14 protein-coding genes are annotated in these 15,136 nt (G+C 48.0%); 8 read left to right on the top strand and 6 right to left on the bottom strand.

Translation table 11 applies throughout. The features are described from left to right. Window positions 1-45: 45 nt before the first annotated feature. Entirely contained in the window at window positions 46-168 is a 123-nt protein-coding gene (locus tag ACYVE4_RS02160; RefSeq protein ID WP_460995257.1) for a hypothetical protein, read from the top strand. 140 nt (window positions 169-308) lie between these two features. Here the strand turns inward: ACYVE4_RS02160 and bshB1 are convergent, their stop codons facing one another. Continuing rightward, window positions 309-1,028, bottom strand: coding sequence for a bacillithiol biosynthesis deacetylase BshB1 (gene bshB1, locus ACYVE4_RS02155; protein WP_460995302.1), 720 nt, complete (start codon window positions 1,026-1,028; stop codon window positions 309-311). Window positions 1,029-1,208: 180 nt separating this feature from the next. On the opposite strand from bshB1, the gene ACYVE4_RS02150 reads away from it, so the two are divergent. Beyond that, complete coding sequence (locus ACYVE4_RS02150) at window positions 1,209-2,216, top strand: nitrilase-related carbon-nitrogen hydrolase (protein ID WP_460995256.1); 1,008 nt, start codon at window positions 1,209-1,211, stop codon at window positions 2,214-2,216. Window positions 2,217-2,227: 11 nt separating this feature from the next. On the opposite strand, the gene ACYVE4_RS02145 is transcribed toward ACYVE4_RS02150, so the two are convergent. The 4 genes from ACYVE4_RS02145 to ACYVE4_RS02130 are packed head-to-tail and all read right to left on the bottom strand — an operon-like array spanning window position 2,228 to window position 7,259. Beyond that, window positions 2,228-4,420, bottom strand: a complete 2,193-nt coding sequence (locus ACYVE4_RS02145) for a VWD domain-containing protein (protein ID WP_460995255.1) — start codon at window positions 4,418-4,420, stop codon at window positions 2,228-2,230. 24 nt (window positions 4,421-4,444) lie between these two features. After that, on the bottom strand, window positions 4,445-5,764 hold the full coding sequence (locus ACYVE4_RS02140) for a tail fiber domain-containing protein (RefSeq protein ID WP_460995254.1): 1,320 nt from the start codon (window positions 5,762-5,764) through the stop codon (window positions 4,445-4,447). Further along, window positions 5,761-6,378, bottom strand: a complete 618-nt coding sequence (locus ACYVE4_RS02135; protein ID WP_460995253.1) for a hypothetical protein — start codon at window positions 6,376-6,378, stop codon at window positions 5,761-5,763. The genes ACYVE4_RS02140 and ACYVE4_RS02135 overlap by 4 nt, the downstream gene beginning before the upstream one ends. Beyond that, entirely contained in the window at window positions 6,375-7,259 is an 885-nt protein-coding gene (locus tag ACYVE4_RS02130) for an SGNH/GDSL hydrolase family protein (protein WP_460995252.1), read from the bottom strand. Before ACYVE4_RS02130 ends, ACYVE4_RS02135 begins: the two co-directional genes overlap by 4 nt. 169 nt (window positions 7,260-7,428) lie before the next feature. Here ACYVE4_RS02130 and ACYVE4_RS02125 point away from each other — a divergent pair, with 169 nt between their 5' ends. Both ACYVE4_RS02125 and ACYVE4_RS02120 read left to right on the top strand, forming a co-directional pair. Further along, on the top strand, window positions 7,429-8,136 hold the full coding sequence (locus ACYVE4_RS02125) for a LytR/AlgR family response regulator transcription factor (RefSeq protein ID WP_460995251.1): 708 nt from the start codon (window positions 7,429-7,431) through the stop codon (window positions 8,134-8,136). Then, window positions 8,133-10,154 (top strand): ATP-binding protein, encoded by a 2,022-nt coding sequence (locus ACYVE4_RS02120; protein WP_460995250.1) that lies wholly within the window; start codon window positions 8,133-8,135, stop codon window positions 10,152-10,154. Before ACYVE4_RS02125 ends, ACYVE4_RS02120 begins: the two co-directional genes overlap by 4 nt. A 25-nt stretch (window positions 10,155-10,179) precedes the next feature. Here ACYVE4_RS02120 and ACYVE4_RS02115 read toward each other — a convergent pair whose 3' ends face one another. Beyond that, window positions 10,180-11,295, bottom strand: a complete 1,116-nt coding sequence (locus ACYVE4_RS02115; protein WP_460995249.1) for an AI-2E family transporter — start codon at window positions 11,293-11,295, stop codon at window positions 10,180-10,182. A 166-nt stretch (window positions 11,296-11,461) separates the two neighbouring features. On the opposite strand from ACYVE4_RS02115, the gene ACYVE4_RS02110 reads away from it, so the two are divergent. From ACYVE4_RS02110 to ACYVE4_RS02095, 4 genes are all read left to right on the top strand, one after another. Next, window positions 11,462-12,016: an L-threonylcarbamoyladenylate synthase gene (locus tag ACYVE4_RS02110; RefSeq protein WP_460995248.1), complete on the top strand. Its 555-nt coding sequence runs from the start codon at window positions 11,462-11,464 to the stop codon at window positions 12,014-12,016. A gap of 80 nt (window positions 12,017-12,096) precedes the next feature. Beyond that, window positions 12,097-13,563: a CCA tRNA nucleotidyltransferase gene (locus ACYVE4_RS02105; protein WP_460995247.1), complete on the top strand. Its 1,467-nt coding sequence runs from the start codon at window positions 12,097-12,099 to the stop codon at window positions 13,561-13,563. A 90-nt stretch (window positions 13,564-13,653) separates the two neighbouring features. Further along, a complete protein-coding gene (locus tag ACYVE4_RS02100) occupies window positions 13,654-13,866 on the top strand; it encodes a hypothetical protein (RefSeq protein WP_460995246.1) in 213 nt (70 codons plus the stop codon). An 88-nt stretch (window positions 13,867-13,954) separates the two neighbouring features. Then, entirely contained in the window at window positions 13,955-15,136 is a 1,182-nt protein-coding gene (locus ACYVE4_RS02095; RefSeq protein WP_460995245.1) for an acyltransferase family protein, read from the top strand.

Raw genomic sequence — 15,136 nt, 5'->3', positions numbered from 1 at the left:
CAGGCATACTACTTTTACGTTCAAGTAAACAACAGGGAAATAAGCATGAAGGCAATAATTAATCAGGACAAATACATACCAACGCCCAGCGTACTTTGGGTACTGATTACCTGGGTGATTTGTAGCTGGTCGCGGGTGAATTCGTTTCTGTATCCCTGCAATTTTTAAAAGAAAAACAACCGCTTGTCCCGTGTCTGTGTCCTCACAGACACCTTTCCGGTAGGTCAATCTTTGCTGACGCACAGGTGTCTGTGGGGACACAGACACGGGGAGTTTTAAGTTCTAGTGTTGCTCTAAAATCCAGTGCATTAACGAAGCGCAAATAAATCATTGACTCCCAGCATCCGTCGGCTAATGAACCCTTCGCCAAATTCGGCACCAATCATGTGGCCGTGTTCGCGGGTGCGGGCTTCCAGAAACTTCATAAACGGCTCGCCCGAAATATAGCTTTGCGGCTCATTACTGTTGGGGTTGAAAAACTGACTTTGGTAGGCTTTGATCGCATCCAGTTTCTGGTCCCAGTAGGGGGTTACATCAACCACAAAATCAGGTTTTAGCGAACGATCCTGAATAAAGTTATAAACCAATATTGGCCGATGTGCTTCCTGCGGCTGACCATCTTTTCCAACCGTTTTGATTTGCCGTAAACCCGAATAAAAACAGGCATCGTTAACCAATTCAGACGCCCGACCATGATCAGGATGGCGATCATCGGGAGTGTTCGTCAGTACGATCGTTGGACGAAACTGACGAATGAGTGGAATCAGGGCTAGTTGGTGTTCTTCGTCATTTCGGAAGAAACCATCCCGAAAACCCATGTTCTCGCGGGCACTCAGCTTCATGATTCGAGCTCCTTCGGCGGCTTCCTGTGCTCGGATTTCGGGTGTTCCCCGGGTACCAAGTTCTCCCCGCGTCAGGTCGACGACGGCTACCGTTTTTCCTTGGGCAACTAACGAAAGAACGGTGCCAGCGCAGGTCATTTCAATATCATCAGGGTGAGCCGCAATGGCTAGTACATCAACAGTCATGGTAGGCGTATAGTGAATTGGGTAATCAGTTGATTCATTGACGGAATGGACTCCATTAATCAACAAATCAACTAGCTTGTCGATTTGTTCCATTCATTCTTGAAAATGGTGTGTGACTATTTTTCCATTCAAACATATTATTTTGGCAAACCAACCACGAACTACCTGAAACGTTAACCCATGTCCTACAAAGCACTTGCCCTCCAATTAACCTGCCAAACAGTAAATGCCTGCCAGACCCGCGACGAAGCCGAAGCGATTATGCTTCAGACGATTCAACGTATTGAAAATCAGATTGCTGCATCAATTGGTTTTCTTGGTCGCGAAACATTGCTAATCGCTGTTCCGGAATATTTTCTGTCGGGACCGCCCATCAACGAAACGGTAGAGCAATGGCTTGATAAAGCTGTTCTGGAGATTGACGGGCGGATTTATGAAGCCCTAAGTGCGATGGTGCAGCGGCAGCAGATTTATTTTTCGGGCAATGTATACGAACAGGACGCTTTTTTTCCCGAGCTCTATTTTCAGACGAGTTTCATTATGGGTCCGAACGGGGATATCCTGTTACGTTACCGGCGACTGAACTCGATGTTTACGCCCACACCGCATGATGTTTGGGAATTGTATCTGGATGCATACGGCTATGATTCACTGTTTCCTGTTGCCAAAACCAATATTGGCAATCTGGCCTGTATTGCGTCGGAAGATATTTTGTTTCCGGAAGTAGCCCGTTGTCTGGCCATGCAGGGAGCCGAAGTGCTGATTCACTCGACATCCGACATCGGTAGTCCGCTGAACACATCGAAAGCAATAGCCAAGCAGGCACGGGCGATTGAGAACATGGCTTACGTCGTTTCGGCGAATTCAGCTGGACTATCGGGCAGTCCGATTCCTGGTAATACAGTCGATGGCAGTTCCAAAATTATTGACCCCAAAGGGATCATTCTGGCTGAAGCTGGCTATGGCGAAAGTATAGTAGCCAATGCCGATATTGATTTAGCCGCACTGCGCGAGTTCCGTCAACGACCTGCTATTGGTAATTTACTGGCTCGACAACGGTACGAGCTCTACACAGATAGTTATGCCAAACATAGTGTTTATCCGTCCGGTACATTGCTAAGTCAACCGGCAGAACGACAGCATTTTATGCGAACACAACAGGAAGTGATCAAAAAGTTGTACAGCTAGACAGCAATTTTTTACCGTTCAATTTTAATATCAAACGTAAACGAAGCAGTACCGCTGCCTTTGGTGGCCTGCCCCTGCGTGAACCGGATCAGGCCTTTTTTACCCTGTTGTGTTTTAAACGACCACAGATATTGCGTGAGCGGTGCCGACGTATTGAGGTCGATAAGCGTCTGAACCAGTTCCGTTTTTTCATCGGCTCCATTGTCGAACGTCCAGGCACGGCGTAAATCGGCCGCATTGTTGAAGCTGCTCCACTGAGTAGTTGGAATGTTCGTATAGCGTAGGAACGTGTTTGGAAAATACGGCCATTTCTGCTGATCGATGTGGGGCCAGATGGTGTAGGCTCCGCACGAAACGCCACAGTTTTTGACGGCTCGCGGCCCGGCAAACCACGGTCCCGAATAATAGTCGAATACAACATCGATGTCGAAAGCAACCGATGCTCCTTTGGCGAATGAATAGAAGGTACCGTTGTCGAGATCAAGCAAATTTTTCGTCTGGGCATCGTTCGATTGGCCTTCTTTCAAATCGACTTTGAGATTGCTGAATGTGACTACGTCGGTGCTGGCTAGCAATTCCCGCTGACTTAGTAACGCTGACTGCGCCAACCGCGTATCGCCCGTAATGCCAACGTCGAAAGTGCACTGGCCCAGTTCGGGTTGGCGCGTTACACCAGCCGCTATACAAACACCTTCGGCCCAGGCCAATTTGTCGGGATCGACTACTGGAAACGTTTTTGGGAAATTCCGATCTGTGTAGGAATCGGTGTTCTTACCCGACTCATAGACGAACAACGATGTTGTATTTGTGACGCGCCAGCTATCGGCAAAAGCGCTATGGATAGCCGAAAAATTGGGTTCTACCAGTGTGCCATTACTCAAAAGCAGGTCATTCCCGGAAACTCCATCGTAATTGCCCATCAAACCCGTGACCTGCTTTTTTCGGGCATCACTCAGCATAACCGAATAATCCAGATAGGGCGTGTTCCAGTAAATAATGACACCTTCGTTCTGGGCATTGCTGAAAATCAATTTGTCGGTTCCGGCAAACTGAAGTTTGTTTCCTCCGCTAAGCGAAACCTGCGCGAGTGCTGAAAGTGCGGTTTCTTTCTTATTGACAAATAAGCGCGGAGCTTTAAGGTCTGCTGGATTCGCCAGAAAGCAGATTTCATCGCTCCCCAATTTGGCCGCTACACCCGTATTGACCGCAGCCCGCCCCGTTTTATAGGCATCTTCCTGTCGCGCCTGTATTTCCAGATTTGCGCCCTTGGTCGCTACAAACTCACCAATCGCCTGAAAACTGTAGGTTCCCCCATCATCGTGCATCCGAAGGTGCGGATCACCCGACGAACCACCCTGACCAGTTGCCCGGTTAAATGCATCCCCCAGCCGGTCGAAAATGCCACTGAAAATATCGCCAATATCACGTGGCCCCCGATTGGTTCGTCCAGCCTGTGCCGCCTGACGGGCGGCTTCTTCACGCGCAGCTCGCTGGGCATCCGTTTCTCCCTGCGAGTTGCGCTGTGTGGGTGACGCATTCGAGGGCATCGGGGCCGTTACCGTTTCTGGTAGATTCATTTTGTACTCGGGCAACGGACTACCAGGCTGGGGAGGAGGGCTGTAGAAATAGGAACTGTGGTATCTTCCGTCGGTATAACCAGGTGACGATAGTTTTTGTGCATGCGCGGGCGTAGCAACGATTGCAGCCAGAAACTTGCCAAAATCAAACGGCTTGTACTTGTCGTGCAGTTTGGCAAGGGTCGTTTCTTCACCAGCCAGAATTCCCCAAATAGCATCGGCGCTCAAGCTTTTTGTCGTCGTATAACCTGCTACTTTCGTCAGCTTACTGACCATAAAATCGGTTAGGGTCGGAAACGTTTTCACGTCGGCGGTTTTGTTGGCGATATCAATAGTAGCTGCCTGAATTGCGCTATTGATGGTACCTCCATTCGTTATTGTAAAAGCCAGGTATTTACCTGCTCCGTATCCAACTACACCTCCATCGGCATACGTATCGAATCGAAAATCGAGAATAGCTACGCCTTTATTCCGCGTTGCCGTTTCTGTGCATTCGATAATCAGTTGGTGATACCGAATTTCCTTCGGCCCGTCGGAAGTAACAGCTGGCGTATCTTCGGACTTTTTACACGAGAAAGGCAGCAAAAAAAATAACGTGTATGAAAGAAAAAGAATGAAGCGTTTCATGGTGTTCGTGTTTAAAAAGAATGGCTATTTCCCGGTTGTTGCAACCTGATTTACTGACGACTGCGATTCTAAAGCCGTCAGCCGTTTCATAACCTGTTCTAATTGAGCCTGTAAAGTCTGATTTTCGATACGCAGTGTCTGCAAGGTTTTGTCGGCAGATGTTTTCAACTCTTTCACCGCTTCCACCAGATGAGGAATGAAACCGATGTAGTTTACGCTCAGAAATCCTTTATCGTCGGTTTGCACCAGTTCCGGGAAAATCTGCTGAATTTCCTGCGCAACGAATCCCGTTTGAAGGTCTGGTATATGGTCGTTCTGCCAGAAATAATGCTTTCCCTGTAGTTGCATAAGATGAGTGAGCGAAGCCGTCAGTGGGCTAAAATCGCGTTTCAGCCGTTGGTCGGAGCAAAGAGCGATGGCCGACCGGGAGCAAATACTCCCGCTGCGGATATTGAACCGAAGCAGCCAGTCACCAATGGGAAAGCCAAAAATGCCCAGCTCGTTATCATCCCTCATGCCAACGTATGCCTGAGGATCGGGCACTCGAAATGATTCGAGATTTGCGAACTCAATACCACCGGAGCGGGAACCGTCACTACCTCCTTCAACCAGAATACGCCCTCCCTGAAAATGCCCGCTATATCGCCCATACATCGTCTTGGCCAATATAGCGGGAGCACCATAGAAACTGGTGCGGGTATTCGTAGCCCGAATAGTGCCGTAGTAGTCCTGGCTTCTCACACTCAAAGCCGCTCCCGTTGACTCATCAGCGGTATTAGTAATATTGACTAATGCGTTAACAGCACTGCCCCGAATACCAACTATCCCATCAAACGCGGTCCCTTCAAACAAGGTCGTTCCGGCAATATTCGTGACGCCCTCTATCCGGTTATTTCCTATTATCCGTACATCACCCGCCACATCTAATTTGTATCCTGGATTAGTCGTGCCAATTCCAACGTTCCCGTTGTTCAGAATTGTCATCCGCAATGCGTAGTTGGTTGAGAACATGAGGTGTTTGGGCAACTGCCCCGGCGATTGCGATGGTACGCCGATTTCAAGCCCATGATACCCCGCCGGATTGAATGGGGAGGTAGTCCAGGCCCGCAGAAAACCAGCTTCGCGGGGGGATGCATCGTACGCGTCGCGGAACAGTAGGTACGGATTGACACCAACGATTCGCATGGCATTTTCGCCTGTTGTTGTTATGTCTAATCGAGAGCCCGGATTTTGCGTACCAATTCCTACATCGCCTGTCTGATTCAGATACAGGTTTTGAGCAAACAGGTTCGTTGAAACCACCAGACTCAGCAACAAAGGCAATCTATACAAGTGGTGTTTCATGATTTTATTCGCGAAAAATGAACGGTTACTTTTCTATCGTAGCGCGGATCGGCACTGTTCCAATAGCTTGCACCCGTATTGGTCGTGAATGTGAAGGATAGGGTAAGCGTTAGTTCGTCGGTCTGCCATTTTCCACCTTCGAGCGCCGACAGTACATTGAAGTTGTTGCGCAGGGGACCGGTTTCATCGATTCCCTGAAAGTGAATTGCATTCAGTCGATGCCCATCATCAGTCTGTACATGGCCGCTCAGATCATAGACTTCGTTGCCCATCTTGCTCGTTACGTTGGCCGTTCCGTTGAAACGGGATTTATCGGTTCGGGAACCTAATCCACTCCGTTTGTGCCTCCGTCGGCTTGCTTTTTTTGCCCGTTCCTCGTCGGTCATCGGCTCCGCGATGGTAAGCCGGATGGTTTTCGCTACGTTGTTCGGATCGTGGAATTCGCCTTGCCACGTACCGACCAGCAATTTCGCATGTTCGTCGCGACTGTAAGCCCACGGGCGATCTTTCAGGTCGGAGTAGTAGCTGACATAGTATTTGCATTCGTAGATACCCCAGCTAATACCTGCCAACACCGCTAGAGTCAGCAAGATTTTGTTGGCGCTCTGTTTCATTTCCCGACCTGATAAATGGCGTACAGAAGTGCTTTGCTAATCCGTAAGCTTGCTTTTTTGCCCAAATGACCTTGACCGTCGCTATCGACGCCGTTTACGTCGGAAGGGTCGGTGTTACTGGCTCGATTTTCCTGGCAGATGCGCGGTACGTTGCTCTGCTGGCAAGCTCCATCGTTGGTTTCTACGGCCTGTAAATCGAAAATTACGTCGGTGCTTTTGAATGTATCTTTCATCCATTGGCCCACGTTTGCTTTAGCCGCATTGCCCTCTTCAGCCGTGGTTGAATACACCAGCGGGGGCGTTATGTGTACGAATCGAAGCCCCGGAATTTGCTGCCGAAGTTCATCGACAAACGCTTTGTAGGCCGTTTTTACCTGGTCGCGATTGTTGTCTAGCACATCGGCATAACCGAATTTGAACACAGCGATTTTTAGTGTAGTCTTGCTACGGAGCGCAGCTTCTTTAAACACCCGAATTTTTTCGTACGGATTGCCATTCGCAATGCCACCCACATCAACGAAAATTCCACCCCGAAGTCCTTTCCCTTCAGCCCCTTTATCGACCAGGTCTTTCGGACCGAAGTATTCAAACGAAATGCCGTTGGCTTTGGCACCTTCTTCCAAATCCTGCCCAACGGATTGATGCAGAAAAAGCGTATTCCAGCTTTTAATACGTTCCTTCTCGGTCGATGCCAATTTATCCCACGCATCGATACCAGCAATACCGACTACGCCCGGCTGACCAGTGCCCAGATTCGTAGAACCCGGTGTCGATGGATTGGATGGGTTTGAAGGATTACCATTGTTTGGGTCGGGTTGAAGATCGGTAGACGGACTGCTGCAACCGACTGCCAGAAATAAGAGAAACAGGGCCTTTTTCATACGAGAGATTCGACATTGACGGGTCGAAACTGCTCAAGCTGCGATCATTGAACAAGAGCAACTCGACCAACAACAGTTTGAATCGACTAACAACCGATCTGTTTGAGCCAACGGTTGATTTTGTACTCGCAAAGCCTATATCTTTGATTGCGAACTATTCGGTAAGCCAATGCCCACCAATACTCATGCCTGCGTTATTGTTGATGACAATGAGATTGACCGACTAACGGCACAAGCTCATGCCCGGCAGTATCCGATTCTCGATGTTGTGGGCGTATTTTCGTCGGCTACGGAAGCTTTACCTTTTCTGCAAAATCGGCCTGTTGACGTCTTATTGCTCGATATTGACATGCCCGACCTAAGCGGGCTGGAACTACGGACGAATCTGATGAAAGTGCCGATTTGCGTGTTTATCACGTCTTATCCCGACTACGCGGCCGAGAGTTTCGCCGTCGATGCGTTCGATTATCTGGTCAAACCGATCCGACGTGAACGCTTTGCCCATACGATGAGTCGTATCGAAGCGTTTTTTGAATTAACTCGCAAAGCTCAACTGTTTGATCTGAGTCTTGGAGCCGATACAGTGTATATCAAAGACGGTCATGAGCAGATCAAGCTAAGTCTGCATGAAATTCTGTATCTGGAAGGGCTAAAAGATTACACGCGTATCGTTACATCAACGCACCAATACACGGTGCTATCGTCGATCGGGAATCTATTGCAGACTTCGCCGTTTGGTTCATTTTTGCGGATTCATCGGAGCTATGCAGTACAACGCCATTATATTAACCGGGTTAGCGCCCAGCAGGTGCAGGTGCAGCAATATACATTGCCGGTTGGTCGGAGTTATAAATCGGTGTTGAACGGGATCGAATGAAGCGGCTACTCATCGTTTTCCTATTTCTGTCGATCCCTGTTCAGGCGCAAAAACAGGGCCGCGCCCTTATTGACTCTCTGGTAGCAGAACTTCCCAAAACAGTGAACGACACAGCTAAGGGCCGTCTGTATCGGGTTATTGCGGAAGAGTGGTCGTTTACCAACGTTGATCAGTCACTGTATTATAGTCGATTAGGACTACAGCACACGACCCGCATGAAGTGGCAACGGGGAATCGGTGTATTCAATGCCTACATTGGCCGATCGTACAGCGACAAAGGCAATTATGATTCCTGCCGATATTATTTGCTGAAAGCCATTGCGATTTACAAAAGTCTGAACGATACGTGGAATCTGGCGAGTACGACCAATAACCTAGGTGTGGCCGAACAGAACATTCGATCTGATTATCCGGCGGCTACCCGCTATTATTTCGAAGGGCTGAAACAGGCTGAAGTGACGGGCGACAGTTACCTCATTGGGCTGTGTTTAGACAATATCTCGGAAATTTACCGCATTCAGAAAAACTGGGAGAAGGCCCTCTTATTTGGTCAGCGGGCGCTGGAGCACCGGCAAAAACAGCGTAATCCGGACATCAACACCCGGCGCGAACTGGCTGGAGCGTTAAGCAGTATGGCGGCTCTTTACACCCAGATGGAGGATTGGCCTAAAGCCCGACAATACGGTTTTCGGGCGTTGGCCGAGCAGCAGAAAGTGGATAACCGGCAGGGTTTGGCTAAAACATACGGCAATCTGTCTGTTGCGATACAACAGGACTATCTCAAAAAAATTGATTACGCACTAAAAGCCAAACGGTTGTGGGATGAAATAAACTCCCGGCATCTGGATGCTGTTTCTAACCTTGCTAATCTTGGCGTGGCCTATTTCGATCTGGTACGTTACCCTGGCAAAAATACAGCTACGATTCAGCCAGTTAATCGAGTCGCCCGATTGCAATTGGCAGAACGCTATTTGACCGAAGCTATTCAGCTTAGTGCCGATAAAGGGGAAGTCGGAGATCAGGCTCATTTTCGGGGGAATCTGGCCGAGTTGCAGGCATTGACGGGGAACTATAAAGGCGCTTACGAGAACTTTCGGGCGTATCAGGCCGTACAGGATTCATTGTATTCGCAGGAAGCCAAGAACAAGATTGCCGGACTGGAAGGAAAACGCGAAATCGAGCTGCGCGATAAACAGCTCGAAATCAATAACCTAACGATTGCTGCACAAGGCCGTCAGCAACTGGCCTTGCTTGTGGGATTGGGATTGCTGTTGGTAATCGGGGGATTGCTTTACTGGCAAAATCAAATCCGCAAACGAACCAACATAACTCTCCTTCATCTGAATCAGGAACTTGACGAGGCTAATCGCGTGAAAGCCCGATTCTTTGCCATTTTGAGCCACGATCTACGCAGTCCCATTGCCAACCTGATTAACTTTCTGCACCTACAGCGCGAAAACCCCGACTTGCTCCCGCCCGATCAGGTGGCACGCCACGAGCAGAATATCACGGAAGCCGCCGAGGGAGTACTCGAAACGATGGAGTCGATGTTGTTATGGAGTAAAGGGCAAATGCAACAGTTCAAACCAGAACAAAAAATCATCCCCGTTGCGACATTATTTGGCTACCTGCAACGGTTTTTCGCGGGTGTCTCCAACGTCCAGATCAGTTTCGATGCGTCCGATGGAGTACAGGTTGCCACTGACGAAGATTATCTGCGTACGATCATGCAGAATCTGACTAGCAACGCCATTAATGCCTTGAAAAACAGGCCTGATGCCCGCATTCTTTGGCAAGCGTATTCCGACAATGGGCAAACTGTACTCATCATTACGGATAACGGCCTTGGCCTATCGGAGAGCCAATTAACCACACTGTATAATAATGACGCAGCCATTAGTGGAAAAAGTGGGCTAGGGCTGCACCTGATTCGTGATTTAGCTCGTGCGATTGCCTGTCAGATCAATGTCCGCTCAACGCCGGGGTCTGGTACAGAATTTCGGCTGGCCTTTTCCTGATTTGTTGGGGTGGTCCAGCCGTTTTCTACTCCTCAACTTCTTTGGGCTTTCGTTTCTTCCTGGGGAGTTTTAGCAAATTCCCGCCAGACTCTTCGGGTGTCTGATCGCCCAGCAGAATACCCCAGGCATGCAGGCTATCAACACGGTCGAAAATAACTTTCATGATGGCAATGGCAGGAATCGACAGAAACATACCCGAAACACCCGCTAAAGCCCCGCCAATCAATACGCCCACAATGGAGACTAATGCATTAACTTTAACTTTAGAGGCAACAATCAGCGGCACAAAGACATTATTATCAATGAATTGCACCAGTAGGAAAATGCCAATGACGCCAAGAATTACGGATAATTCCGGGTTATTGCTGAACGTAACGAGTACCGTCAGAAACGTAGCAACTAACCCGCCTATGTAAGGAATCAGGTTAAGAATAGCCGCCATCACACCCAGTAAAATCGCGTATTGAACACCCAAAATAAGCAAACCCAGAGAATTGAGGGCAGCTACGCAGGCCGTCTCAATTAATAGTCCTACCATATAACTCTGGACAACAGCCTTTACTTCGCCCAACACTTCGCGCACTCGTTCTGTATGCTTTTCGGCAAACAGAGAAATGATAAAATGAAGAAGCATGGTGCGGTAATAAAGTAGCAAAAACACATAGATAGGAATTACGATTAAAGTACCTAATGGACCTGTAATCACACCAAGTGCATCAGTAGTTTGAAACGTATCAAGAGTTTGTGCCTGGGCTTTCTTTAGGTACTGATTCTGTTGCCGATAGCTTACATTGTACTCCTGACGAACCCACTGCTGAACTTTGTGAAACGTATCGTTCAGGTTTTGCCGAATTTTGGGAAGATCTTCGGCAAAATTCGATATCTGCATAGATAGTAATACGGTCACTCCCGATACAACGATGATGGCTATCAGCAAGGCCAGGCTAATGGCAATTACCTTATGCATTCCCCATTTAATAAATCGACTTTCGATGGGGCGCAGGAGCACCGCAATGAGCCCCGACATAGCTAGTGGCACTATAATATCCTGACCTAAATAAATGGCGGCTGTTAGGATGGCTAATGCCAGTAGTGAATGGGAAAACTGGTGATAATGAGGCTGTACAGATTTGACGGACATAGGTTTATAGTAGGTGAAAGGTAGGCGAGTCAGGCGAAGATCGCACTGAATCAGAGACTCAACATTCCATTACAGATTTTGTTCATTGATCGGGTCTGGAAGGCATATTCAGCCATATTGGTCGGCATTTGGGAAACTTGCCGTATTTTTGTGGATTCATTCTGCCATGACGCCAAGTATTCGAGATATTGCCTATCAACTTCGACAAGGACAGCTTATCGGCCTTGCCGATGAAACAGGGTGGTCGATAGCTGCTGATCCCGTTAGTGATGCCGCTGTTGAGCAGCTCCTGTCGCTTCGGTCAGTAATGCCGACCGGATTGCAGCCAACGGTGCTGATTCAAAACGCCAATCAGCTAAGCTTATACGTGGTCAAAATGCCTGATGTTGCCTTTGATCTGGTCGAATTTGCCGAAAATCCATTGACAGTCGTATACGATCAGGGTAAGAACTTGTCCTCACTGGTCTGGAAATCAGATGACTCATCGGATCAGCAAACAACGGGCGAAGTAGCCATTCGTCGGACATTAAATACCGATATTCAGCGGTTAATTGGCAGTTTTGGACGGGGTTTACTTGCGATTCCGTTTGAGGCTCTGCAATTACCACCGACAGCAGAATCCCTTATCTCCGTACGGTTCGGAACCCTTCCCGGCATGCCCAAGCGCCCACGAATTATGCGGCTAAAAGCAAACGGCGAAGTAAGTTTTATAAGAAAATGAGTCAATCATCAGCAGTCAATAGTTCTAGGGAGTAATAACTACTCACTATTGCCTGTCGACGATCGACGACCGACTAAATCATGAATTTCAGCGACACACTCCATAAGAATCCTATTTTCGAAACCATTGCCCGTCAGGCTGATGCACTTGGCGTACGGGCGTATGTGATCGGTGGATTCGTGCGCGATTTGGTCATGGGCCGCCCGTCGAAAGATATTGATGTGGTCTGTATCGGGAGTGGTATTGCGCTGGCAGAAGCCGTTGGTAAATCGCTGCAAGTGCATGTAGCTGTGTTTCCCAATTTCGGTACGGCTATGCTGCGGAGTGGGGGAGAACAAGATTGGGAAGTTGAATTTGTGGGTGCTCGAAAAGAATCATACCGGGCTGATTCGCGCAAGCCGATTGTAGAAGATGGTACGCTCGAAGATGATCAGAACCGGCGTGATTTTACGATCAACGCAATGGGCATTAGCTTAAGCAAAGAAGACTTTGGCGAGCTGATTGATCCGTTCGACGGTTTGAAAGATATCAAGCGGAAGCTTATCCGAACTCCGCTCAATCCGGATATTACATTCTCCGACGATCCGTTGCGGATGATGCGCGCGATTCGATTTGCCTCACAATTGACATTTGATATTGAACCCGATACGTTCGACGCAATTATCCGTATGAACGAGCGAATTACGATTGTTTCGCGGGAGCGGGTTACGGATGAGCTGAACAAGATTATTCTGTCGCCTACGCCGTCGTATGGATTTAAATTGCTGTATCATGCGGGTTTACTGGAGCGTATTTTTCCTGAATTGGTGGCGTTAAAAGGTGTTGAAACCATTGAAGGAAAAGGGCATAAGGATAATTTTTACCATACGCTACAGGTACTGGATAACATTGCGCATCGAACTCAATCGAATCCGCCCAGAATTAATCCGGACGATGAGCTTTGGCTTCGCTGGGCGGCTTTGCTGCACGACATCGCCAAACCCGCTACCAAGCGTTTTGACGCGAAAGTAGGCTGGACATTTCATGGGCACGAAGACTTGGGAGCCCGTTGGGTGCCAGGTATTTTCCGTACGATGAAATTGCCGCTCAACGAGCATATGCGCTTCGTCCAGAAACTCGTTCGGCTGCACCTGCGTCCGATTGCACTCACGAAGGAGCAAATCACCGATTCTGCCCTCCGCCGACTTTTATTCGATGCAGGTGATGATCTGGAAGGGTTAATGGCGCTTTGCCGGGCCGATATTACTTCGAAAAATTACGAGAAAGTGCAGAAACACCTCCGCAACTTCGATAAAGTGGAGCAAAAACTGCATGATCTTGAAGAACGCGATAAAGTCCGTAATTTTCAGCCAGTTATCACGGGTGAGTTGATTATGGAAACGTTTGGTGTACCGCCTTCGAAAGTAGTTGGCGAGATTAAAACCATTCTGCGCGAAGCCATTTTAGACGGACTGATCCCGAACACGCTCGATGAAGCCTTTCCTTTTTTGCTTGAAGAGGGGCGCAAGCGTGGACTAACACCTATAACAGCGATAAGTGATGAGTGATGACCGATGAGTAGCTAAGTAGATTATTACAATTTGCTCATGCGCTAAAACTCATCATTCATCACTTATCGTTCATCACTACAACTTATTATGGATAATAACAATACGAACTTTCGGCGCTTTTTCGGCGCATCGCTCACCATCCTGGGTGTTGTTGTAGTACTTTTTGCCTTGATTGCTTTCCTGACTGACGAAGGCAAACCAACGCTGGGCATGCATATCTCAAAAGCAGAAGCTGCGGCTCCTTTTATTGTTGGTATGATCTTTCTGGTTACCGGGGTAAACCTCGTTCGCGAATCGTAAGGCAGATAAAAGTCAAATAGGCCATCCGTGCAACGAAACGCCCGTTTCCAGGTCTTTTACACAAAGATTTGTTTTGCAGAAGCTTGGTATGGAGACTGGAAGTCATCGGTCGATTTGGCTCGATTATTTACGTTCGTTTGTCACGTTGCTGGTCGTTGCCCACCATGCAGCCCTGGCTTATTCCACCTTTGCCTACTTCGACCCTGGCCATTACATTTATTCGACAGCCCCGATTGTTGATACCAGTCGCTGGGTAGGAATGGATCGGTTGATTGGGTTTAACGATCTATTTTTCATGCCGCTGATGTTTTTGATCAGCGGTCTGTTTGTTTACCGAGGACTTCGTAAAAAAGGGCCGAAAGCCTATTTGAGAGATCGAGCTATCCGGCTGGGGATTCCGTTCATTATGGCCGAGCTGATTATCATTCCACTGGCTTACGTACCTTCCTTTTACATCGCTACGCATTCCATTGATCCAATTCGTTTTCTTACCGATTACATAGTCAATCAGGGTTGGCCGGTAGGACCTCCCTGGTTTCTTTGGCTTCTGCTGGTATTTGATGCGTTGGCGGTACTGTTTTTCAGGCTAACTCCGTCCTTTTTTCAGATTTCAGGTCAGAAACTAGCTGTATTCAGTAAACGGCCCTTAATGTTTGAAGTGATAATATATTGTCTAACAGCGTTTTCGTTGATTCCACTGAGTTTGTGGGTGGGCCAATATACCTGGATCGGAAATTGGGGGCCTTTTGATTTTCAGCTAAATCGGATATTATTTTATCTACTATTTTTCTTTCTGGGCACCTGCCTGGGAAGTACCGACTGGCAAGCGTTTCTATTCCAGAACGGGAAACTATTTAATCGGCATTGGCGCATCTGGGTTCTGCTGAGCTTGGGTTGTTATTGGCTAGTCCTGTTTGTTGCAGGGCTTGGTGAAGATTTGGTAAAACAAGGTAAACTGACTTCACTGGAAGGTTATTTTCTCTACGACCTGGCTTTTATTGCAAGTTGTCTGGCAAGTATGGGTGCCTGTTTGAGCATTTTTAAACAGACAGTAGTTCAGAAAAACGCATTTTGGTCTAATGCCGCAGTAAATGCATACGGGATTTACATTGTGCATTATCCAGTTGTTACCTGGTTCCAGTTTGCTCTGTTGAGTGTCGATTTACCCGTGATTGTTAAATTCCTATTTGTGTTTTTCGGAGCTATAAGCGCGAGTTGGCTTATCAGTAGCCTTGCTCGAAGAAGCTCGTTTGCGACGCAAATTCTATAA

Source organism: Spirosoma harenae (assembly GCF_054776975.1).
Note: the sequence above shows the minus strand (reverse complement) of the source record. Positions and strands in the feature narration are given on the sequence as shown.